The organism is Streptomyces sp. NPDC012888 (genome assembly GCF_042900645.1).
Lineage (GTDB): Bacteria > Actinomycetota > Actinomycetes > Streptomycetales > Streptomycetaceae > Streptomyces.
Genome location: NZ_JBIBBM010000003.1, coordinates 124,405 through 146,172, shown reverse-complemented (window position 1 = coordinate 146,172; position 21,768 = coordinate 124,405). Strand labels below are relative to the sequence as shown.

20 protein-coding genes and 1 tRNA gene are annotated in these 21,768 nt (G+C 74.6%); 2 read left to right on the top strand and 19 right to left on the bottom strand.

The genetic code is table 11. From position 1 onward, the window contains the following. Positions 1-15 precede the first annotated feature (15 nt). The 3 genes from ACFY61_RS05570 to ACFY61_RS05560 all read right to left on the bottom strand — a co-directional run bounded on the left by ACFY61_RS05570 (position 16) and on the right by ACFY61_RS05560 (position 4,470). Entirely contained in the window at positions 16-654 is a 639-nt protein-coding gene (locus tag ACFY61_RS05570) for a lytic polysaccharide monooxygenase (protein WP_389467328.1), read from the bottom strand. 226 nt (positions 655-880) lie between these two features. Then, on the bottom strand, positions 881-2,965 hold the full coding sequence (locus tag ACFY61_RS05565) for an SPFH domain-containing protein (protein ID WP_389467326.1): 2,085 nt from the start codon (positions 2,963-2,965) through the stop codon (positions 881-883). Continuing rightward, a complete protein-coding gene (locus tag ACFY61_RS05560) occupies positions 2,962-4,470 on the bottom strand; it encodes a peptidoglycan-binding protein (protein WP_389467324.1) in 1,509 nt (502 codons plus the stop codon). Before ACFY61_RS05560 ends, ACFY61_RS05565 begins: the two co-directional genes overlap by 4 nt. Positions 4,471-4,636: 166 nt before the next feature. Here ACFY61_RS05560 and ACFY61_RS05555 point away from each other — a divergent pair. Beyond that, positions 4,637-4,710 (top strand) — tRNA-Lys (locus ACFY61_RS05555). A gap of 49 nt (positions 4,711-4,759) precedes the next feature. Here ACFY61_RS05555 and ACFY61_RS05550 read toward each other — a convergent pair. The 13 genes from ACFY61_RS05550 to ACFY61_RS05490 all read right to left on the bottom strand — a co-directional run bounded on the left by ACFY61_RS05550 (position 4,760) and on the right by ACFY61_RS05490 (position 18,262). Next, positions 4,760-5,428: a class F sortase gene (locus tag ACFY61_RS05550; protein WP_389467321.1), complete on the bottom strand. Its 669-nt coding sequence runs from the start codon at positions 5,426-5,428 to the stop codon at positions 4,760-4,762. Positions 5,429-5,450: 22 nt separating this feature from the next. Continuing rightward, on the bottom strand, positions 5,451-6,080 hold the full coding sequence (locus tag ACFY61_RS05545; protein ID WP_389467319.1) for a hypothetical protein: 630 nt from the start codon (positions 6,078-6,080) through the stop codon (positions 5,451-5,453). Positions 6,081-6,166: 86 nt separating this feature from the next. Continuing rightward, complete coding sequence (locus tag ACFY61_RS05540; protein WP_389467317.1) at positions 6,167-6,946, bottom strand: HAD-IIA family hydrolase; 780 nt, start codon at positions 6,944-6,946, stop codon at positions 6,167-6,169. Positions 6,947-7,072: 126 nt separating this feature from the next. Beyond that, entirely contained in the window at positions 7,073-8,536 is a 1,464-nt protein-coding gene (locus tag ACFY61_RS05535; protein WP_389468152.1) for an alkaline phosphatase family protein, read from the bottom strand. Between the two features lie 193 nt (positions 8,537-8,729). Next, positions 8,730-9,800 carry a 2-aminoethylphosphonate ABC transporter substrate-binding protein gene (locus ACFY61_RS05530; RefSeq protein WP_389467314.1) on the bottom strand — a complete coding sequence of 357 codons (1,071 nt, stop codon included), beginning with the start codon at positions 9,798-9,800 and terminating at the stop codon, positions 8,730-8,732. 29 nt (positions 9,801-9,829) lie between these two features. Then, positions 9,830-10,627, bottom strand: coding sequence for an ABC transporter permease (locus ACFY61_RS05525; RefSeq protein WP_389467311.1), 798 nt, complete (start codon positions 10,625-10,627; stop codon positions 9,830-9,832). Further along, complete coding sequence (locus tag ACFY61_RS05520) at positions 10,614-11,549, bottom strand: 2-aminoethylphosphonate ABC transporter permease subunit (protein WP_389468150.1); 936 nt, start codon at positions 11,547-11,549, stop codon at positions 10,614-10,616. Before ACFY61_RS05520 ends, ACFY61_RS05525 begins: the two co-directional genes overlap by 14 nt. 82 nt (positions 11,550-11,631) lie before the next feature. Beyond that, a complete protein-coding gene (locus ACFY61_RS05515; RefSeq protein WP_389467308.1) occupies positions 11,632-12,714 on the bottom strand; it encodes an ABC transporter ATP-binding protein in 1,083 nt (360 codons plus the stop codon). Next, positions 12,711-13,406, bottom strand: coding sequence for a phosphonatase-like hydrolase (locus tag ACFY61_RS05510; RefSeq protein WP_389467306.1), 696 nt, complete (start codon positions 13,404-13,406; stop codon positions 12,711-12,713). The genes ACFY61_RS05515 and ACFY61_RS05510 overlap by 4 nt, the downstream gene beginning before the upstream one ends. Positions 13,407-13,411: 5 nt before the next feature. Beyond that, on the bottom strand, positions 13,412-14,533 hold the full coding sequence (locus ACFY61_RS05505) for a TIGR03364 family FAD-dependent oxidoreductase (RefSeq protein ID WP_389467303.1): 1,122 nt from the start codon (positions 14,531-14,533) through the stop codon (positions 13,412-13,414). Positions 14,534-14,693: 160 nt separating this feature from the next. Further along, on the bottom strand, positions 14,694-15,419 hold the full coding sequence (locus ACFY61_RS05500) for a GntR family transcriptional regulator (RefSeq protein ID WP_389467300.1): 726 nt from the start codon (positions 15,417-15,419) through the stop codon (positions 14,694-14,696). 172 nt (positions 15,420-15,591) lie between these two features. Then, on the bottom strand, positions 15,592-16,590 hold the full coding sequence (locus ACFY61_RS05495; protein WP_389467298.1) for a hypothetical protein: 999 nt from the start codon (positions 16,588-16,590) through the stop codon (positions 15,592-15,594). Between the two features lie 556 nt (positions 16,591-17,146). Then, on the bottom strand, positions 17,147-18,262 hold the full coding sequence (locus ACFY61_RS05490; protein ID WP_389467295.1) for an ROK family protein: 1,116 nt from the start codon (positions 18,260-18,262) through the stop codon (positions 17,147-17,149). Between the two features lie 56 nt (positions 18,263-18,318). Between ACFY61_RS05490 and ACFY61_RS05485 the strand changes: the two genes are divergently transcribed. After that, positions 18,319-19,413 (top strand): Gfo/Idh/MocA family oxidoreductase, encoded by a 1,095-nt coding sequence (locus ACFY61_RS05485; RefSeq protein ID WP_389467293.1) that lies wholly within the window; start codon positions 18,319-18,321, stop codon positions 19,411-19,413. A gap of 59 nt (positions 19,414-19,472) precedes the next feature. On the opposite strand, the gene ACFY61_RS05480 is transcribed toward ACFY61_RS05485, so the two are convergent. From ACFY61_RS05480 to ACFY61_RS05470, 3 genes are all read right to left on the bottom strand, one after another. Beyond that, positions 19,473-20,330, bottom strand: coding sequence for a fumarylacetoacetate hydrolase family protein (locus ACFY61_RS05480; RefSeq protein ID WP_389467290.1), 858 nt, complete (start codon positions 20,328-20,330; stop codon positions 19,473-19,475). A gap of 122 nt (positions 20,331-20,452) precedes the next feature. Then, the gene (locus ACFY61_RS05475; protein WP_389467288.1) at positions 20,453-21,211 is read right to left on the bottom strand and encodes a YidC/Oxa1 family membrane protein insertase; all 759 of its coding nucleotides are present in this window, start codon (positions 21,209-21,211) and stop codon (positions 20,453-20,455) included. 155 nt (positions 21,212-21,366) lie between these two features. Further along, positions 21,367-21,714: a DUF6412 domain-containing protein gene (locus ACFY61_RS05470; protein ID WP_389467285.1), complete on the bottom strand. Its 348-nt coding sequence runs from the start codon at positions 21,712-21,714 to the stop codon at positions 21,367-21,369. Between the last annotated feature and the right edge of the window lie 54 nt (positions 21,715-21,768).

Sequence of the window (21,768 nt, the reverse complement as noted above, 5' to 3'; positions counted from 1 at the left end):
ATAGCTGAGAGTGCGTCAGAACTGAACGTCGGAGCAGGCGTAGAAGGCGTTCGCGGTGTCGTGGATGGTCCAGACGGCGAGGATGAGGTGCCTTCCGGACTTGCCCGCGGGCAGGTTGCCCTGGTGGGTGTAGGTCATCGGCGGGCGGGCGCCGTTGTAGGCGACCGTGAGGAAGGGCTGCGACTCCAGGGCGGAGCGGGTGAGCGGCCTGGTGGGGTCCCAGCCGTCCTTGGTGACGTAGTACTTGAAGTCGGTGGTGGCGTGGTTGGCGGTGAACTGCCACCGGAAGGTGTGGGCCGCGCCGCTGGTCAGCCGGGTGGCGGGCCAGCCGCCCCGGCGCGGGTCGTCGAGCTGGGCGAACTGGGGGTTTCCGCCCGCGCATATGGTCCCGTCGGAGGGGCCGAGGGCGGGGAAGCCCTTGGGGCCCTCGACGCTCTGCGGTTCCCACTGGATCTGGCCGCAGTCGGCGACCGTCTTGTTGGCGCAGAGCTTCTGGCGGCTGATCGGGCTGTCGGTGTAGCCGTGTCCGGTGGCCGTGGGGGCGGTCAGGACGGAGGCTCCGGCGAGGACGCCGAGTCCGAGGACTGCGACGGCCAGTCGTCTGGCGGTGGCCACGGCCGTGGCGGCGGCCGTGGCGGTAGGGGTGTGACGCATGATGCTCCTTGAACGTGGGGGGAGTTCCGTGAGCGCGCGCACGCCGGGGATTCGCGTGCAGGTCTAGACCAAGTCGCAAGTCTCAGGTTATGGACGCAAGTTGGCCATGTCCATACCAATGGGAGAACGGGTCCCAGGCCGGGCACGGAACGGCCGCCCGCCGTTCGCCGGGGCCCGGGCGGGGCGGCGAACGGCGGGCGGCCGTCGTGGAGTCGGGGCCGGCCGGCTACTCGGGCCGACCGGTGTAGAAGGCGACGGTCAGGTCCTTGACGAGGGCCTTGCGCTCGTAGTCGTCCAGCTCGACGAGGCCCCTGGAGGTGAGCCGGTTGACGGTGTCGTCGACCGCGTCCACCACGGACGTCAGCACGCTGTCGCGGTGCTTGGCGTCGATCGCGGCGACCCGGCGGCGCTGCATGGCCGCGGCGACCTCGGGGGCGTACTCGATCCGGGTCGGCTGGGCGGAGAACACCTCGATCCCTACGGCCTCGGTCTCCGCCGCCAGCATCCGGGTCAGCGCGTCGCCCACCGCCTCCGCGTCGCGCAGGGTCGGTGCGTCCTCGTGGAACGCGTCGGCGGGGAGCTGGGAGAGCACCCGGGCCATGGCCGCCTCGACCTGCTCGGCGAGGTACTCGGTGTGGTCGGCGACCGCGAGGGTGGCCCGCGCGGTGTCCCGCACCTGCCAGACGACCTGGACCACGACCTGGAGCGCCAGACCGCCGGCGTCGACGGCGGGCAGCGGCTCGCTGCGCCAGTGGCGCAGCCGTACGTCGACCCGGCGGCGCAGCAGGAGCGGGCTGATCCACAGCAGGCCGGTGCGGCGCACCGTACCCCGGTAGCGGCCGAACAGGGTCAGCACCCAGGCGTGGCCCGTCTTGCCGCGGCCCAGGCCGCCGAGGGACAGCAGCGCGACGACGCCGAGGAAGGCGAGCGGGGGCCAGGCCCGCGGGCTCAGCCCGCGGTAGGGGCGCGGGGTCGCGCCGAACCCCTCGACCAGGCGGGCGGGCAGCGCGCCGGCCCGCCACAGCACCGCGGCGCAGCCGGCCAGGGCGAGCGTCCCCAGGGCCACGGCGGCCCAGCCGGGCAGTACGGGCCCGCGCCGCTCGCGGAGCGCCGCGTCGCCGGGCGGCACCCGGCGCCCGGCCCCACCGGGCAGCGCGCCCGACCGGGGCCGGTGCCGCGGCGCGGCGGGGGGCGCGGGGGGAGCGGGGGGCGCGGCGGGCACCGAGGGGGCGGGAAGCCGGACCGGCGGGGGCGCGAGCGCGGCCGGCTCCCCCGGGAACACCAGGTGCTGGGGGATCTCGGTGGCGGTCGCACTCCGGACCGGCCCCGGGCCCGGCACCGGCTGCGCCTCCCCCTCGGCCAGCCCGCGCGCGACGGCCTCGGCGACGACCACCTCGACCCCCGGCCCGGGGATCCGCCCCTGCGCCTGCCCCGTGCCACCGTCCCGCGCGGCGGGCATCAGGGCGGGGCCGGCGGAGCCGGCGGGCATCACGGCGGGGCCGTCGGGGCCGGCGGGGTCGGCGGGGTCGTGGGGTGCGAGCTGCCGGGCCTCGGCTTCCTGCGGTACGGGCGCCTCCGGCGCGGGGACCATGCGTACGGGCACCGACAGCCGCAGCGGGGCGCCGTCGGGTGCCGCACCGCCCGCCCCGCGCACCTCGGGCCGGACGGGGCGCGGCCCGGCCGCGAACGGCCGGGGCCGGTGCGACGCGGTCGCCGGGGACTCCGGGCCGACCGGAGCGGGGCGGCCCGGAGAAGGAGCGAGGGGCTCAGGCGCGGCTCCGTACGCGGCGACCGGGCCCGGGCCCGGCTCCCCCGGGACCCCGACCGGCCGGGCGCGACCTGCGTCCTCCCCGGCCCGCTCACCGGTCAGGGGCAGTGCCTCGGCAGTGGACCGCCCCTCGACCTGGGCCGCGAACCGGCCACCGTGCCCGGAGGCGCCCTCCGCCACGGACGGCCCCCCGGCCCCGGCCCCGGCCCCAGCCCCGGCCCCGGCCTCGGCCACGAACCGGCCCGCGAAGGCGGGCCGCACCTCGGCCGCCGACCGCCCTCCGCTCATGGGCCAACCCCCGCTCACCCAGCGGCCCCCGCGCCCGGAGGCGGCCTCCACCACCACGGACGGGCTTTCGGCCTCGGCCGCTGCCCCGGCCGCGGGCACGGGCACCGCCGCGGGCACGGGCACCGCCGCGACCGCGGGCACGGCCGCGACCGCGGGCGGGTTCGGGGCGGTCGGGGGCTGTGGGGCGGGGGTCAGGGGGGACATCACGCCGGTGGTGGACGTCGTGCGGGTGGGGAACATCGTTGCCTCCGTCATGCGAACAGCCGTCGCCAGGTTTCCGGGCCGGGGTAGCCGCCGGCCGAGGCGCCGCGCCAGCCCATGGCGCGCTGGAAGGCCTCGACGCTGCGGCGGTCGGCCTCGGACCAGCGCGGGCCCGGGCCGGATCGGTAGTGCTTGCCGAAGCCCTTCGCCACCAGCCGGCGGCCCATCGCTTCGATCGCCGGGTGCGAGCTGCCCGGCCGGAACACGGCCGCGCCCGGGTACGGCGGGGCGAGCCGCACCGGCCGGAGCGAGGGCGGGCCCGCCGCGCCGGACGCGGCGGGCGGGATGTCCTCGCCCTCGCCCAGGACCAGCAGCCGCCAGGTGTTCGAGCCGGGGATGCCGTCCGCGTCGGCTCCGCGCCAGCCCTGGGCCCGCTGGAAGGCCTGGGTGGCGCGGAGGTCCGCCTCCGTCCACTTCGTCTTCGGGCCGTTCGGGTAGAACCGCTGCCCGCCCCGCTCGATCAGCATCCGGGCCAGCTGGGCGACGTACTGGTTGTCCTTGCCGGGGCCGAACATCGAGGAGCCGGGGAAGGTGCTGGTGATCGGCGTGATCTGGCCCGGGGCCGGCGCCGTCGTCGGGGCCGTTGTCGGCGCCGGGGTCGGCGCCGGGGTCGGGGCCGGGGTCGCGGGGCCGGCCGGGACCACCGGCGGGGTGACCGGCTTCGCGGGGGCGGGCGCCTCGGCGGCCGGGGGCTCGGCGGGCGGCCGGGCCGGTTCCGGGGTGGTGGGCTCGACGGCGCCGGTGATGCCGTTGTAGCGGTACGGCAGGTACTTGGCCGAGTTGTTCCAGTAGGCGTACGGCGTGGCCTTGCGGCGGGTGTGCGGCCGCGTCTGCTCGTAGGCGACGTAGTGCGTGCGGGTCTCGTCCACCCAGCCGCCGAAGAGCACCACGTGCGAGCCCTTGTTGGGGTCCGCGGGGTTGTGGAAGAGCAGCATGTCCCCCGGGAGCAGCTCCTCCTTGGTGATCTTCGTGGCGAACTTGTCGAGGCTGCCGGTCCACTCGTTCGTGCCGAGGTCCCAGGCCATCGAGACGTAGCCCGAACAGTCCTGCCGGTAGCCGTCCGTCCAGTACGAGGTCATGCTGTAGGGGACCTCGGCGTCCAGCCACAGCTTCGCCCGGTTGATGATCGTCGCCCGGTCGATCCGCTTGGCCCGCGGCCGGGCGGGCGTGCCCTTGGGGCCGTGCAGGGGCCCCCGGCCACCCTGCGGGGTGCCCGGGTCGCCGCCCGCGGGGCCGCCGTCGGCGCGCTCGGCGCCCGCCCCGCCCGGCGGCGGGACGACCGCGGCCGCCGCCTCCGAGGTGCCGCCCAGGACCACCCCGGCGGCCGTCATCAGTACCAGCGCCCGGCGGGCGCCGTGCGCGGCCGGGTGGCCGCCGTCACGCAGCGCTATGGCCCGCGCCCCGGCCAGGGTGCGGCGCCGCCGCACGCAGCCGGGGCACCCGCAGTCCGCCGCAGGCTCGTATTCCTCGAAGGCCGGCATGTGCATCTGCGTCGTCATGGGGTTCAGCGCACTCCCTACATCGGACCTGGCGCAGCGTCAGATGGGACGCGGCCAAGAGATATAGTGCACAGAAACCCACACGAAGGTGAGTTAATCGGACAAGCCGGGCGTGGCTGGTTCACGAGCACCCACGCAGGTGGGGTAGAGTTTTCTCTGTCAGCAGGCGCCGCTAGCTCAGTTGGTTAGAGCAGCTGACTCTTAATCAGCGGGTCCGGGGTTCGAGTCCCTGGCGGCGCACAGACGGAAGAAGCCCCTCGCAGCAGCGAGGGGCTTCTTCGTCGTCCGGCTAGCTCCCGCCGCCGAGGTTCCGCGCCCCCGTCAGGTAGGCGGAGACCACCACGTTCGCCGTGTACGCCTTGGCCGCCTTGTCGTACGTCCCCCCGCACGTGACCAGCCGCAGCTCGGCCCGCCCCGGCACCCGGGGGCCGTACACCTTGTGCGGGTCGAAGGACTTCCGCTCGTGGACCTCGACGGCCTCGACGGTGAACTCGGCGACCGTGCCGTCGTCCCGCACCACCCGCACCTCGTCCCCCGGCTGCACCGAGCTCAGGCCGTAGAAGACGGCGGGCTTCGACCGGGTGTCCACGTGCCCGACCAGCAAGCCCGGACCCCCCGCGCCGGGCCGGGTGCCGTCCACCCACCAGCCGACCGTTCCCGGCTGGTCGTAGGGCGGCGGGTCGACCGCACCCTGGCGGTCCAGACCGCGGGGGATCACCGGTGCCCGGATGCCCAGCGACGGCATCTCGACCCGTACCGGCCGGGCGGCACCGGGCAGCGGGTCGTACGAATCCGGCAGGCCCACGGCGGTCATCGCCCCGGGCCGGCCGGCCCGGGCGGCGCCTTCGGGCACGTCGGTGATCTCCCTGCCCCACAGCCACAGCCCGAGCACCAGCACCGTCCACGCGGCGACGGTCAGCATCCTGCCGCCGGCGCCGGTCTTCGGCTCGTCCGTCATCGGCCGCGCCCCGTTCCGTCCGTCACTCCCCGCTGCGGCGGCGCCGCAGCCTCAGCGCCCGGCCGGCCACCGCCAGGGTCGCCGCGCCGGCCAGTACCGCGCCGATCAGGGTGTGCGGGAGGCCGGGCCCGTCCTGCTCGGGCTCCTTCTTCTCGGCCGCGGTGGGCAGCCGGTCGGCCATGCCGCCGCCGCCCGCGTGGACCGGCCAGCGGGGTGTGTGGTGCGGGTCGGGACGGTGGTGGTCGGGGCGGTGGTGGTCCGGTCGGTGGTGTTCACCCTTGTGGTCGACGATCCGGATGGACCCGGTGGCCTTGCCCTCCTGGCCGTCGCAGTTCACGTGGATGGTGTGCCAGCCGGGCCGGGCGTGCGAGCTGATCACCGCCTCACCGGTCAGGCCGTGGCCGTGCTTGCCGTGCAGCCCGGCGGGCGAGACGAACACGGGCGACTTGGCGACGCCCCGGTCACCGTGGCAGCCGTGGACGCGCAGCTCGACCTCCGCACCGGGTTCGGCGGTGGACGGGGTCGTCCAGACCGTCCCCCGGGGCTCCTCCTTGGCGGAGGCGGCCGGGGCCGACAGCACGGAAAGGGCCGACACGGCCGTCAGGGCGGCGGCCGCCCGGGTGACACGGACAGCAATCAGGGCAGTGCGCATCGTGAACCTCCTCGTGCAAGGAGGTTCACCCGGACCGCGCCGCCCCGCACCCGGAGCGGCGCCGTACGGGTCAGGCGCCGCGCCCGTCAGACCAGGTCGACCAGGTCCGCGATGGAGTCCACGGTCTTGGTCGGGCGGTAGGGGAACCGCTCGGTGTCCGCGGCGGTGGTCAGGCCGGTGAGGACGAGGAAGGTCTGCATGCCGGCCTCCAGGCCGGCCAGCACGTCGGTGTCCATCCGGTCGCCGATCATGGCGCTGGTCTCGGAGTGCGCGCCGATGGCGTTGAGGCCCGTGCGCATCATCAGCGGGTTCGGCTTGCCCGCGAAGTACGGCTTCTTGCCGGTGGCCTTGGTGATCAGGGCCGCGACGGCCCCGGTGGCGGGCAGCGGGCCCTCGGTGGACGGGCCGGTCTCGTCGGGGTTGGTGCAGATGAACCGGGCGCCCGCGTTGATCAGCCGGACGGCCTTGGTCATCGCCTCGAAGGAGTAGGTGCGGGTCTCGCCGAGGACCACGTAGTCGGGCTCGTGGTCGGTGAGGACGTAGCCGATGTCGTGCAGGGCGGTGGTCAGGCCGGCCTCGCCGATGACGTACGCGGTGCCGCCGGGGCGCTGGTCGTCCAGGAACTTGGCGGTGGCGAGGGCCGAGGTCCAGATGTTGTCGACGGGCACGTCCAGGCCCATGCGGCGGAGGCGGGCGTGCAGGTCCCGCGGGGTGTAGATGGAGTTGTTGGTCAGGACGAGGAACGGCTTGCCGGATTCGCGCAGCCGCTTGATGAAGGCATCGGCGCCGGGGATCGGGGTGCCCTCGTGGATGAGGACCCCGTCCATGTCGGTGAGCCAGGATTCGATCGGCTTGCGCTCTGCCACGGACTTCTCTCCGCTCTGATGCCTCTGGATGCCTCTGGGTTCGACCCTGTGGTCTGTACCACCACCCTATCGGGAGCGGGCCGTGGACGCCGGGGGCGTCCACGGCCCGGACGGGACCGCGCGGGATCAGCCGAGGGTCACGTTGTCGACGGCCCAGTACCAGTTGTTGTTCCCGGTGTAGCGGAAGCGGACCTGGACGTCGGTGGCGCCGGCCGGGACCTGGAGGGTGACGGCCTCGGACTTGGCGACGGCGTCGGCGGTGTGGCTCCTGACCACGACCGGCGTGCCGCCGTCGTACGAGACCAGGACCTGTGCGGTCTGGCCGGTCTCGTGGCGGTAGTGGGTCTGGTAGCGCAGCGTCTTCGTGGTGCCGCCGGTGACCGCCCACTTGGGGGTGACCAGGGTGGAGTCGAAGGTGCCGGTGTGGGTCTTGTCGTCCCACTCGTCGGAGTCGGCGACCGCGAACACGTCGCGGGAGCGGACGTTCAGCTCGCGCCACTGGTCGCGCTGGGCCTGGCTCCAGAACTCGTCGGTGGCGAAGGTCCATCCGGCCCACTCGGTGACACCGCCGGTGCCCATCCGCGAGTTGTCCACCGACCAGCCTGCGGGCGGGGTCCGGGTGAAGCCCTTGGTGCCGGCCGGGATGCCGGTCTCGTCCACCCGGGCCTGGAGGGCGGGGCGCAGGGTGTCGAAGGGGTCGCTGTCGGGGGTGTCCAGCGGTACGCCGTCCAGACCGGCGGTGGAGACGCCGACCTGCTGGAGGGCGATGGCGGCGACGTCGACGAGGCGGACGTCCTCGCGGACCGAACCGGCGGGGATCCCGGGGCCCTTGGCGATGACGAAGGTGCCGCGTTCGGCGATGGAGGAGCCGCCGTGGCCGCCGGAGGAGGTGTGGCCGTGGTCGGTGGTGACCAGGATCTTCCAGTTCTCCTGGGCGTACGTCGGGCGCTGCTGGACGGCGGTCAGGAGCTGGCCGACGAGGGCGTCGACGCGGGCGATGGCGTCCAGGTACTGCTGGCTGGAGGCGCCGTGGGAGTGGCCGGCGGCGTCGACCTCGCCGAGGTAGACGAAGGACGCGTCCGGGTTGCCGGTGCGCAGCTCGGTGGCGGCGGCGGAGGCGACCTTCGGGTCCTCGTTGCGGTAGCCGTCGCGGTCGCCCTTGAGGGAGAGCCGCTTGTCGACCTTGGCGGAGAAGATCGGGCCGTTCTGGTCGGTGGAGGTGATGGGCTCCCAGTCGGCGGCCGCGTAGGTGTTGAGCGTGGGGTCGGCGTTCTCGACGCGGGTCAGGAAGTCCGGGTGGGCCGTGTAGTTCTTGCCGGTGAAGGAGTTGTCCTTCACCCCGTGCTTGTCGGGCCACACGCCGGTGGCGATGGTGGACCAGCCGGGGCCGGAGGAGGTGGCGGCCATGGGGTTGGCGTAGAGATTGCTCCTGGCGGTGAGGCCCTGGGCCATCAGGCCGTTGAGGTGCGGGGCGTTGGCGGCCTTCACGCGGTCGAGGACCACGCCGTCCAGACCGATGACGAGGACCTTGTCGGTGTTCGCGAGTTCGCCGGCGCCCGCGGGGTGGGCGGCCAGGGTGGCGGCGATCATCACGGCGGCCGTGGCGGCGACGGCGGCGGTGCGTCGGCCGGGCAGGGCAGGGGACACGTACTCCTCCTGGGAGCAAGTGAGGGGCGGGGGACGGATGCACCTGAGGCGGGTCCGGACCGAGTGTGCGGTCCTCGGTCCAGACCTGTTATGCAAGTGACACTCTGTCCGGGGCGGGTGGCCGCCGGGTTACGCGTCAGCTTCCGGTGGCGGACTTCCACGCGTCGACGTATGCCGTGAGGTTCTTGTCGATGTCGGCCCAGTCCGGCTCGAAGATCTCGACCCCGGACATGATCTTCATGAGTTCCACGGCGTTGGCGTCGGTGGGCCTGACGTCGGTGCGGGCCGGGAAGCCGCCGCCGACCTCGCTGACCAGCTTCTGGGCGTCCTCGCTGAGCAGGTGGTCGAGGAGCTTCTTGCCGTTCTCGGTGTGCGGGGCGTCCTTGACCAGGCCGGCCGCGTACGGCAGGGCGAAGGAGGTGGGCTTGCCGCCGTCCCTGGCGGGGAACCAGATGCCCAGGTTGGGCATGGACTTGGACTGGGCGAAGTTCATCTGCACGTCGCCGTTGGCGACCAGGATCTCGCCCTTGTCGGTCTTCGGCGCGAGCTTGCTGGTGGAGGACGACGGGCCGACGTTGTTGGCCTGGAGCTTCTTCAGGTACTCCATCGCCGGCTCCTTGCCGCCGAAGTCGTGCATCGACTTGATGACCACGGCGGTGCCGTCGCCCGCGACGCCGGGGGTGGAGTACTGGAGCTTGCCCTTGAACTTCGGGTCGAGGAGCTGCTCCCACGTCCTGGGCGCCTCGGGAAGCTCCTTCTTGTTGTAGACGAAGCCGAAGTAGTTGTTGACGACCGAGGTCCACTTGCCGCCGGAGTCCTTGTCGGCGCCGTTGACCCGGTCGGAGCCCTGGGGGCGGTAGGGCTGGAGGAGGCCCTTGCCGTCGGCCTGCTGGATGAACGGCGGCAGGGTGATCAGGACGTCGGCCTGGGTGTTGGTCTTCTCGCGGACGGCGCGCTGCACCATCTCGCCGGAGCCGCCCTCCACGTACTCGACCTCGATGCCGGTCTTCGCGGTGAAGTCGGCGAACACCTTGTCGTACCAGCCGTCGCCCTTCTCGCCCTTGAGGCCGTCGGCGCTGTAGACGGTGACGACCTTCTCGTCGCCCTTGGCGTCGGCGGTGGTGGAGCCGCCGCAGGCGACGAGGACGGGGGCGAGGGCGAGGCCGGCGGTGAGGGCGGTGGCGGTGCGCAGGAGCTTGCGGGACATGGCGCTTCCTTCTGGGGCGGGGCGGGGGTTCAGCGGTAGGAGGCTCTGGTGCGGATGCGGGAGACGGCCAGCAGGACGAGCAGGGTGGTGGCCATCAGGACCACGGCGAGGGCGGAGCCGCCGAACAGCGAGCCGCGGTCGGTCGCGGTGAAGACGCGGACCGGGAGGGGCATCCAGTCCGGGGGGTAGAGCATCATCGTGGCGCTGAGCTCGCCCATGGAGAGGGCGAAGCACAGCCCGGCGGCCGCGTTGAGGGAGGGCAGCAGGAGGGGGAGCCGGACCCGCCACAGCACGTACGCGGGGCGGGCGCCGAGACTGGCCGCCGCCTGCTCGTACGCGGGGTCGAGGCGCACGATGGCGGCCGACACCGACTGGTAGGCGAACGCCGTGACGAGAACGGTGTGCGCGAGGACGACGATGCCGCTGGTGCCGTTGAGGAGCAGCGGCGGCCGGCTGAACGCGACGAGCACGGCGAGGCCGACGACGACGGACGGCACGGCGACCGGCAGCATGAACAGCGCGTCCAGGGTCCGCTTGCCGCGCCGGCGCAGGTTCGCGGCGGCCAGCGCGGCCCAGGTGCCGGTGGCGAGGGCGAGCAGGCTCGCGGTGACGGCGGTGACCAGGCTGGTGGTGAGTGCCTGGAGGGATTCGCCGCGGACGGCGGACGCGTAGTGCTCGGTGGTGGGGCCGGAGGGGAGGGCGCCGGACCAGTTGGTGGCGAAGGAGGCGGCGATCACCACGAGCAGGGGCAGCGCGAACAGCGGCAGGAAGAGGACGAGGAACAGGGCCCAGGCCGCCCAGCGGCCCGTCCGGCTATGCACCAGCACGCTTGCTCACCACCCGGTAGAGGCCGAACAGGCCCACGGAGATCGCGATGTTGACGACGGCGACCACGCAGGCGGCCGGGTAGTCGGATTCGAGGATGGCCTTGCCGTAGACGAGCATCGGGAGGGTGGTGACGCCCTTGGCGCCGGTGAACAGGACGATGCCGAACTCGTTGAGGCACATCACGAGGACGAGGCTGCCGCCGGCGGCGAGCGCGGGCAGCGCCTCGGGGAGGATCACCCGGCGGACGATCCTGAGCGGCCTGGCCCCGAGGCCTGCGGCGACTTCCAGCTGCGCGGTGTCGAGCTGCGAGAACGCCGCCAGCAGGGGGCGCATCACGAAGGGCGTGAAGTAGGTGATCTCCGCGAGGAGGACGCCCCAGGGGGTGGTCAGGAACCGGAAGGGGCCCTCGGCGGCGCCGGTGACGTCGGTCCACAGGCCGTTGGCCATGCCGACGCTGCCGTAGATGAAGAGGAGGGCGAGGGTGATGAGGAAGGAGGGGAAGGAGAGGAAGACGTCGACGAAGCGGGCGACCGCCCTGGCGCCGGGGAACGGGACGAAGGCGATCACCAGGGCGAGGGTGAAACCGAGGACGAGGCAGCCGGCGGTGGCCCCGGCCGCCAGCCACACGGTGGTGCCGAGCGCCTCGCGGAACGCGGTCGAGCCGAAGACCTGGGCGTAGGCGGAGAAGGCGCCGCCGCTGTCCGGGGTCAGGGACTGCTGGACGACCAGGGCGAGCGGGTAGAGGAACACCAGCCCGAGCACGGCCAGGGGCGGCAGGGCCCACACGGCTCCCGGTATCCGCCGCCGCGGTGCCGGTGCTGTTGCCGTTGCCGTTGCCGGTGCCGGTGGTGTTTCCGGTGCTGTTGCCGGTGCTGTTTCCGGCAGGCGGGCCGGGGCCGGGGCGGGTGCGCGGACCGGGATGGCCGCCGGGCCCTGGGCGTCGGTGGGGGATGCGGGGCGGGTCCGCGGCCGGGGCTCGGGGTGGCGGGTGGAGGGCGCGGGCTCAGGCATCGCCGGCCCCCCTCCCCCGGCGGGCGGTGGGGGCGGCGCCGGCCGGGAGGAGGACGGCGTCCCCGGGTTCGAAGTGGAGGCTGACCTCCGCGCCCAGGGCCGGGGTCTCGCGCAGTTCCGGCAGGTCCGCCTTGACCCGGTGCCCGTCGACGTCCACGTACAGGCGGTGCGTGGAGCCGCGCCACTGGACCTCGGCGACGCGGCCGGTCAGCGTGTTGGGGCCGGTGCCCAGTGCGAGCAGGTGCGGGCGTATGCACAGGGTCGCGCCGGAGCCCGGGACCGCGCGGCCGGTGTCGTCCAGGCGCAGGTCACGCCCGGCGAAGACCGCGCCGGACTCCGCGACCGTCACCGGCAGCAGGTTGGCGTTGCCGACGAACGAGGCGGTGAACTCCGTGCGCGGCGACCGGTAGAGCTGCTGCGGAGTGCCGACGTCCTGGAGCCGGGCGCGGTCCATGACGGCGATCCGGTCCGCCAGGGTGAGCGCCTCCACCTGGTCGTGCGTGACGTAGAGGATGGAGACCTCGGGGAGTTCGCGGTGCAGCCGGGCGAGTTCGGCCAGCATTCCGGACCTCAGCTGGGCGTCCAGCGCGGAGAGCGGCTCGTCGAGGAGCAGCACCCCCGGCCGGATCGCCAGGGCGCGGGCGATGGCCACCCGCTGCTGCTGGCCGCCGGACAGCTCGCGGGGGTAGCGGCGGGCGTAGGCGCCCATGCCGGTCATGTCCAGGGCGGCGGTGACGCGGCCGGGGATCTCGGCCTTGGGCACCTTCTGGGCCTTGAGGCCGAAGGCGACGTTGTCGGCGACCCGCATGTGCGGGAAGAGCGCGTACTGCTGGACCACCATGCCGATGCCCCGCCGGTACGGGGGGAGGTGGGTGACGTCCCGTCCGCCGATCAGCACCCGGCCGGAGGCGGGGGTGACGAAGCCGGCGACCGCCCGCAGCGCGGTGGTCTTGCCGGAGCCGGACGGGCCGAGGAGGGCCATGACCTCGCCCGGCTCGACGGTGAGGTCGAGCCGGTCCAGCACGGTCGTGCCCTGGTAGGCGACCGAGACGGACTCGAAGCGGATGCCGCTCACGACGACCGCTCCAGCAGGCCCGGGAGTCCGGCGACCGAACCCAGGACGTGGGTGGCGCCGTGCGCTTCCAGGGCCGCCCGGTCGTGTGCCCCGGTGAGGACGCCGACGACGGTGCCGGCGCCGGCCCGTACGCCGCTGAGCATGTCGTACGCGGTGTCGCCGGCGACGACGACCCGGCGTACGTCGTCCACCGCGCCGGTACGCAGGAACGCGGCCAGCACCATGTCGGGGTAGGGGCGGCCGCGGCCGCCCGCGTCGGCCGGGCAGAGGGTGAGGCCGGCGAGGTCGCGCCAGCCGAGCGCGTCGAGGATGGCGTCCTGGGTGACCCGGGCGAAGCCGGTGGTCAGGACGACGGTGTGGCCGGCGGCGCGGAGGGCCTCGACGGTCGCGCGGGCGGCGGGGATCTCGTGGACGAGGCCGCCGTCGACGAGTGCGCCGTACGCCTCCTCGAAGGCGGCGTTGGCCTGCTGGGCCAGCTCCTCGGTACCGAACAGGTGGCGGAAGACGGAGATCTTCGACTCGCCCATGGTGTCGCGGACGTACTGGAGCCCCGCGGCGTGGTCGGGGGAGCCGGGCTCGACGCCCAGCCGTTCGGCGGCCCGCTCGAAGGCCCGCTCGACCAGGCCGCCGTCGGCGACGGTGGTGCCGGCCATGTCGAGGACGACCAGGGTGCCGCTTCTCGTGGTGCTCATCAGTTTCACCAGCCCAGTTCGTTCGCGGTGGTCTCGGCGATGGCGGGAGAGCAGGTCATGCCGCGGCCGCCGGGCCCGGTCACCAGCCAGACGCCGTCGCCGACCTGCTGGCGGTGCGCGACGCGGCTGGTGTCGGAGCACTGCGCGTACACGCCGGCCCAGCGGCGGCGGACCTTGGGCAGCGGGCGGCCCAGGAAGGACTCGACGACGCCGGTGAGGTGGTCGTAGGGGTCCTCGACGGTGTCGAAGGCGAAGGGGTGGTCGTACTCGTGGGTGTCGCCGATGGTCAGTCCGCCGTCGAGGCGCTGGACCATCAGCAGCTGCATCCTGTGCGCGGCGGCGGTCTCCGCCTGGGGCTGCGCGGCCTGGAGCGCGTCGAGCGCGGCCGAGCGGTAGGCGGGGTAGTAGCGGAAGCTGTCGGCGTCGGCGACCGAGGTGGTCAGCGGTTCCCCGAGCGGGTCGGTCTGCATCATCTGGAGGCGGACCCGGCGGACCGGCAGGTCGGGGGCGAGTTCGCGGACCAGGCCGGAGAGCCAGGCGCCGGTGGCGAGTACCACGGCGTCGCCGGTGTGGACGTCGCCGTGGTCGTCGCGTACGGCGCCGGGGCCGGCCAGGTCGCGTACCTCGCGTCCGGGCAGGAAGGTGTACCGGCCGGAGGCCTCCAGGGCCCGGCGGAGGGCGGGTTGGGCGGTGCGCGGCTCGACGGCGGCGTCGCGTTCGCACCACAGGGCGGCCTCGAAGGTGCCGCGCAGGGCGGGGTTGGCCGCGCGGGCCTCGGCCGCGGTGACCAGTTCGTAGCCGCGGGCGGCGGCGTCCGGGCGCTTGGTCGCGGCTTCGGCGACGGCGTACTCGCGGGCGTCGCGGACCGGGGTGAGCGAACCGTTGGCGCGGAAGCCCAGGGCGGGGACGTCGGCGCCGATTCCCTCCCACAGTTCGCGGGCGCGCAGGGCGGTCTCCAGCTCCTCTCCGCCGGCCCGCCCGCTGACCCATATCTGGCCGAAATTGCGCAGTGACGCGCCGCGGGCCTCGGCCTCGCGCTCGATCTGGACGACCTGGTGGCCGCGCTGGACTGCTTGCCAGGCGTGCATGGTGCCGACCACGCCGCCTCCGACGACTATGACTCTCACGCCGGTCACGGTGGTGCCGGGCCATGACCCGGGGAGGTCGCCGCGGCGACCGGGGGGTGAACAGCCCCCGACGCTTGGCCTAGACCCGTTACCGTTCCGTGATAACCCTCCGCCCGTTTCATCCGGCATACGACTTTTCGGCCCTGTCCGCGCCCGGCGGCTACTGGGAGGTGAGGCGGGTGGTGAAGCTGAACCGGTCGCCGCGGTAGAGCGAACGGACCCGCTCCAGCGGCCGCCCGTCCCGGTCCCGCGAGAAGCGGTGGATGAGCAGCATGGGCAGGGCCGGCGGGGTACCGATCAGCAGGGCCTCGCGGGGCGTGGCGAGGACGGTCTCCAGCTTCTCGTCGGCGTCCCCGAAGGCGATGCCGAGGCGGTCGCGCAGATAGCCGTAGAAGGAGGAGTCCGGCTGGAATTCGCTGTCCAGGCGCGGCACCCGGGCCACCCGGATGTACGTGCTCTCCAGGCCGACCCGCTCGTCGTCGGCGAGCAGCACCCGCTCCATGTGCCAGACCGGCTCCCCCGGTTCGGCGCCGATGCCGGGGGCGAGGGCGGGCGGGCAGGGGAAGGTCTCCAGCCCGATCAGGTTCCGGCCGGGACGGCGGCCCTGGCGCCGCACCCCCTCGGTGTAGCTGGCGAGGGACAGCGGCTGCTCCAGCTTGGGGCCGGCGACGACGGTGCCGCGGCCGGACCGGCGCAGCCGGCCTTCGAGCAGCAGCTCGCGCAGGGCCTGGCGGACGGTCTCCCGGGAGACCTGGTAGCGCTCGGCGAGGTCGCGTTCCGTGGGCAGCAGGCCGCCTTCGCCGAGGTCCTCGACGAGGTCGGCGAGGCGCGCCTTGACGGCGTAGTACTTCGGGATCCGGCCGTGCTCGGGGATCCCGGAACGCACGGGCGCCCCCGGCCGGTGCCCGTGACCCCCGGCCGGACCGCTGGAACCACCGGAACAACCGGAACCACTACCGGAGCTACCGGAACTGGCGGAACTGGCGGAACTGGCGGAGGAACTACCGGAACTACTGGCCCTGGGCTCGATCGATTCCACGCCCGGACTCTACGGGTGATCAGCGCAGCGGGAGCCGCCGGGCCCGGGCACGCAGCGCCAGCCCGCCACCGACCAGGCCCGCGGCGAGCGCGACAGCGGCGAGGGGGGCCGCGGGCCGGTGCCGCGCGCCCGTCTCGGCGAGGGCGCCGGCCTCGCCGTACCGCCACGCCGGGTCGCCGGGCCCTTCGACGTCGAACCGGTAGCCGCCGGCCTCGCCGACCCAGTCGCCGTCGTCACCCTTGCGGTGGACGATGGCGGCGTCGGCGACGACTTCGCCGGTGGGCGCGCCGTCCGCGAAGGCGAGGGCGACCTTGACGGTGATGCTGCCGCCGGGGGCGACCGCGAACCCGGGGAAGCCGCGGCCGCCGTCGAACACGGCGATGATCTCGTCGCGGTCGGTGCGCTCCAGGGAGACGGGCTGGGCGCCGGAGGGGGTCTGGAACTCCATCCGGAAGTGCTCGGGGCGCAGGGCGCGGGTCTTGTCGGTGAACACGACGACGGGGTGCACGGCGGTGCAGGGCGCGGCCGTGGTGTTGGACAGGTCCAGGTACCACGTCTGCGGGTCGCCGCCGGTCCGGTAGACGGCGGGACCACCGCGGATCCGCGCGCCGATGGGGAACGCGGTGCTCTTGCCGTCGCCGCAGTCGGCCCTGGCCAGCGAGGGCAGCGCAGGCGCCGCCTGCGGCCCGACGCCGGGCGCCGGCCGCGACCCGACCCCGGGCCCCACCTGCGGCCCGACCCCGGGCACCGGCCCCCCGACGGCTCCCCCGGCCTGCGCCCCGCCGGCGCCGGGAGGCCCGGCCCCCGAGTCTGCGGCGAGGCCGGGCACGGCCGCGGAGGCCGCGGAGCGGGCGGAAGCGGAAGCCGGGCCAGCCGCCCAGCCGGACGGGGCGTGGCCGGCCGCCAAGGCGGCGGGGGCGGAAGCGGAAGCCGGGCCAGCCGCCCAGCCGACGGTGGCGGGGCTGACCGCTACGCCCAGCATTACGGCGGGGAGGGCCAGGGCTTCGCGCAATCGCATGGGGCCTTCTCCGCTCGCCGGAAGGATGGTCGGACCAGGTGACTATCACGCCGCCTCGTCCCGCACCCTGCCACGCGCGCGCGACCCCCCACCCCCACCACGCCCGGCACCTGCCCCTTTCCCCTCATTCGGCCGACGCAACCCCGGCGCCGAAGCCCGCCACACAGCCGCCCCGCCGGGCCATTCCAGCCCCGCCGGCGATCGAGGCCCGGGGTACGGGCAGAGCCCCGCAAGCTCCACCAGAGCCCCCGCCGCACGACCACGGCTCCGCCCGAACCCGCTCAAACGCCGCTCGGGCTCGAAACGCCCACCCGGAACCCGGGCCCGCAGCCACACCACGCCCCGCCAAAACCAGCCTCGCCGGCGATCGAGGCCCGGGGCCCGGACGGAGCCCCGCAAGGCCCAGCGGAGCACCCGCCGCACAGCCGGCCCCCGCCGGGCCATCTCCAGCCCCGCCGGCGATTGAGGCGCGGGGTCCGGGGCAGAGCCCCGCAAGGCTCGGCGGGGCACCCGCCGCACCGGCACGTTCCGCCCCGGGGAAGGGGCCCGCCGGGGGTCAGCCCGTGCCGAAGAGCGGGCCGAGGACCAGTTCCGCCGCACCCTCCGCCACACCGCCCCGCGCCAACGCGACCCCCGGCGCCCGCGGCCCCAGCGCGCGCGACCGCAGGACCGCCGCCACGCCCGCCAGGTACGCCTCCGGGGCGGCCCGCACCACCCTGCCGCCCAGCAGCACCCGGTCCACGTCCAGCAGGGCGACGAGGTTCGCCGCCGCCTCGCCGAGGACGCGGGCCGCGCCCGCGGTGTCCCCCCGCGCCACCGCGTCCATGCAGAGCACCTCCGCGCAACCGCGCGCCCCGCAACGGCAGCGCGGGCCGTCCAGCAGGAGCACCTGGTGGCCGAACTCCCCCGCGCCCGGGCCGCCGTCGCGGCCGCCGCGGTGGATCCGGCCGTCCAGGCGGAGCCCGGCGCCCAGGCCCGTACCGACGTGCAGGTAGGCGACGTTGCCGGGGGCGGAGCCGGCCGCCGCCACCCCCGCGTTGGTGTCCTTGTCGAGCTCCACCCGGACCCCCAGCCGCGCCGCCAGCGCGTCGCGCAACGCGAAGCCCTCCCACTCGGGGAACCCGGTGACCCGGCCGAACACCCCGGCCCGGCGGTCCAGCGGCCCGGGCGCCGCGACGCCCACGCCCAGCAGGCCGTGCCCGCCGGGGTCACCGGGGCCGCCGGGGCCACCGCCCGGCAGCCCGGTGACCGCCCGTACGACCTCCTCCAGCGCCGCCCCCGGCCCCGCCCCGAAGTCCAGCGGCGAGCGCGCCTCGGCGACCACCGTCCCGGCGAGGTCCACCCGCACCACCCGGAGCTCGTCCCGGTCCAGGTGTACTCCCACCGCGTGCCGGGAGTGCGGCACGAGCCGCAGCAGGGTGCGCGGCTTGCCGCCCGTGGAGGCACCCCGTCCCGCCTCGGCGACCGTGCCCTCCGCCCGCAGCCGCGCCGTGATCTTGCTGACCGCCTGTGGGGTGAGCCCCGTACGCGCGGCCAGCTCGCCGCGGCCCAGCCCTTCCGGCCCGGCCTCGCGGAGCAGCGCCAGGACCAGGGCCGCGTTGTGGTCGCGCAGCCCCGGCAGGTTGACCCCCGCCTTGCCGTCACCGCTCGTGTCAGTCGTCCCAGCGTTCACCTCGCCATTCTCCCCCGTCCTTGCACTTTGGCAACACTGTTGCCAAAGTGGCTGCCATGAGCACGAGCCCCCTCCCCCCACTCCGCGTCGGCCTCGTCGGCTACGGCCTCGCCGGCTCCGTCTTCCACGCCCCGCTGGTCGCCGCGACCCCCGGCCTGGTGCTCGACACGGTCGTCACCGCGAGTCCCGAACGCCGGGCCCAGGCCCGTGCCGAGTTCCCCGGCGTACGGTTCGCCGACTCCCCCGCCGACCTGTGGACACCCGGCTCCGCCGTGGACCTCGTCGTGATCGCCTCCCCCAACAAGACGCACGTTCCGCTGGCCACCGCAGCCCTGACGGCCGGCGTCCCGGTGGTCGTGGACAAGCCGCTGGCCGGCACCGCGGCCGAGGCCCGGGAGCTGGCGACGCTCGCCGAGCGCCGCGGGGTGCTGCTGTCGGTCTTCCAGAACCGCCGCTGGGACAACGACTTCCTCACCCTGCGCCGGCTGATCGAGGGCGGCGAACTGGGTGAGATCCAGCGCTTCGAGTCCCGCTTCGAGCGCTGGCGGCCGCAGCTGAAGGGCGGCTGGCGGGAGTCCGGCGCGCCGGAGGAGATCGGCGGCCTGCTGTACGACCTCGGCAGCCACGTGGTGGACCAGGCCCTGGTGCTGTTCGGACCGGCCGTACGGGTGTACGCCGAGACCGACGTACGCCGCCCCGGCGCCCAGGCGGACGACGACACGTTCATCGCGCTGACCCACGCGAACGGGGTCCGCTCCCACCTGTACATGAGCGCGACCGCCGCCCAGCTGGGCCCGCGCTTCCGGGTGCTGGGCAGCTCGGCGGGTTTCGTGAAGTACGGCCTGGACCCGCAGGAGGGCGCGCTGCGGGAGGGTCGCCGGCCGGGCGTGGGGGACCTGCCGTGGGGCGAGGAGCCGGAGCACTGCTGGGGGCAGGTGGGCTCCGGCGAGTCCCCGCTGACCGGCGGCGGCCGGCCGGTGCGGACGCAGCCGGGCGACTACCCGGCGTACTACGCGGCGGTGGCGGCGGCGCTGCGCGAGGGTGGCCCGGCCCCGGTCCCCGCCGACGAGGCGGCGCGGACGCTCGCCGTGCTGGAGGCGGCCCGCCGCTCCTCCGCCGAGGGCGTCACGATCACCCTCCCGGCGAACTGACGCGACCGGGCCGGACCGGGGCGGGCCCGACCCGGCCGGGCCCGCGGCACCACGTACGGCTAGGCGCTCTTGAACTCCTGCCGCTGCCGGCCGAGCCCGCTGATCTCCACCTCGACGACGTCGCCGGCCCGCAGGAACGGCTTCGGTTCCGGCTGGCCCGCTGCCACGCCGGCCGGAGTGCCGGTGACGATCACGTCACCCGGGTACAGGGTCATGAAGTGGCTCAGGTACCGCACGACCTCGCCCACCGGGAAGATCTGGTCGGCGGTGCTGCCGTCCTGCTTGGCCTCGCCGTTGACCCAGAGCCGCACGTCGAGCGCCTGCGGGTCGGCGACCTCGTCGGCGGTGACCAGCCAGGGGCCGAGCGGGGTGAAGGTCTCGCAGTTCTTGCCCTTGTCCCAGGTGCCGCCGCGCTCGTTCTGGAAGGCGCGCTCGGTGACGTCGTTGGCGAGGACGTAGCCGCCGACGTGGGCCAGGCCCTCCTCGGCGGTGGACAGGTAGCGGGCGGTGGCGCCGATGACGGCGCCGAGCTCGGCCTCCCAGTCGGTCTTCACACTGCCGCGCGGGATCAGCACGGTGTCGTCCGGGCCGACGACGGTGTCCGCGGCCTTCATGAACACGATGGGCTCCGGCGGCGCCTGGGCGCCCACCTCGGCCGCGTGGCAGCTGTAGTTCAGGCCGATGCCCACGATCTTCCCGATCCGGCCGACGGGCGCGCCGACGCGCAGGCCCTCGGCGTCGAGGGCCGGGAGCTCCCCGGAGGCCGCCGCGTCCCGCACCCGGGACAGCACGGACGCGTCGGCGAGCAGCGCACCGTCCACGTCCGCGACGAGGCCGGACAGGTCGCGCAGGATCCCGTCCTGGTCGAGCAGTGCGGGGCGCTCGGCCCCCACCGGACCGACACGCAGCAGCTTCATGGGCATTCTCCCGTGGTCGAGGGTGGTCGGCCCATGGGCATGCCCCGGGCCGGACGATGGGTTGCGGCCATCGGAGGATTGGTCGATCCTCCAAGAAGTCCGTTCAATCCGCAAGACCCTGTTCACGGACTGGACCGCCCGTCCCACCGGTGCTGCAACCAGGCCCGCTCGGCAGCGGTCCACGCGGTGGTCGTCAGCAGGTAGAGACCCGCGGCCAGCGGTACGACGGCCGCCGTGACCAGCGTCCCGAACGCCATCAACGGCATCACCCTGACCATCCGCCCCATCACCGCCGCTCCGGGCTCGTCCCCGGCGGGCGGCACGGGCCCCTGGCCCGCCGCCATCGCCCGGCGCGCCCGCAGCACGGTCCAGCCGGCGACCGCGGCGATCGCCGCGAACAGCCCGAGGAACACCAGGCCGTGCGGCCCGAACACCCCGCCGTTCCCCAGGACCTCGGTCCAGCGGGAGCCGAGCGGCGTACCGAACAGGCCCTGCGTCAGCAGCCCGTTGTCCTCGCCGCCGATCCGGTCCGCGGAGAAGACCTGGTACATCACGAAGAACACCGGCAGTTGCACCAGCAGTGGCAGGCACCCGGCCAGCGGCGACGTGCCGGCCTCCGCGTACATCTCCTGCACGGCCTTCTGCAGCCGGTCCGCGTTCCGCGGGCCGGGGTGGCGGCGCTTCAGCTCGGCGAGCCGGGGCGCGAGCGCCGCCCGGGCCCGCTCACCGCGGAAGGCGGCCCGGGTGAGCGGATGCAGGGCGACCCGCACCAGCACGGTGAACAACACGACGGCGGCGGCGGTCGCCGAAGCCGCGAAGAGGGGCTCCACCGCATCGGCGAGCCGGGAAACGAACACAGCGAGGACAGCGAGAACGGACACGTGAACCCTCCGGGGGTCTCGTCCTGCCGGCGCACGTCGGAACCCGGAGGGACGCGTGCGGCGGCGACACCGAAAGACGACTGACGACTTCTGGTGTGACGAGCCACGAGGGGCGCGCAGAGACGAACGAGGAGCTGGTGGAGCGGAGCGAACCCCTACGCGGCCGTCAGGGACGGCCGACCGGGCGCCCTGGGGCGGGCCCGGCCCGAGGCGTCGGGGTCGCGCTGCGGCAGGAAGGCCGTACGCCGCTCGCGGTCACGTATCGCGGTGCGTATTCGGTTCGGCGGCACGGGAGGGGCGCTGCGCGCCAGCAGCGCCGAACACCCCAGCAGGGCGGTGGCCGCCAGGGCCACGGCGGAGGCGAGCCCGCCCTCACCGAGCGCTGCGGAGCCGGCCACCGCCGACCCGAGCAGGAAGACGAAGAGCACGAGAAGAACGGGACCGACCGTCGCACCGAGCCACGCCGGCACCCCACGCGCACCCGCACGCAAACGCCCGACCATGTCGTCCCCCCTCCCCTTCAGCTTCTTCAGTGACGTGAACGCTCTCACCCCGAC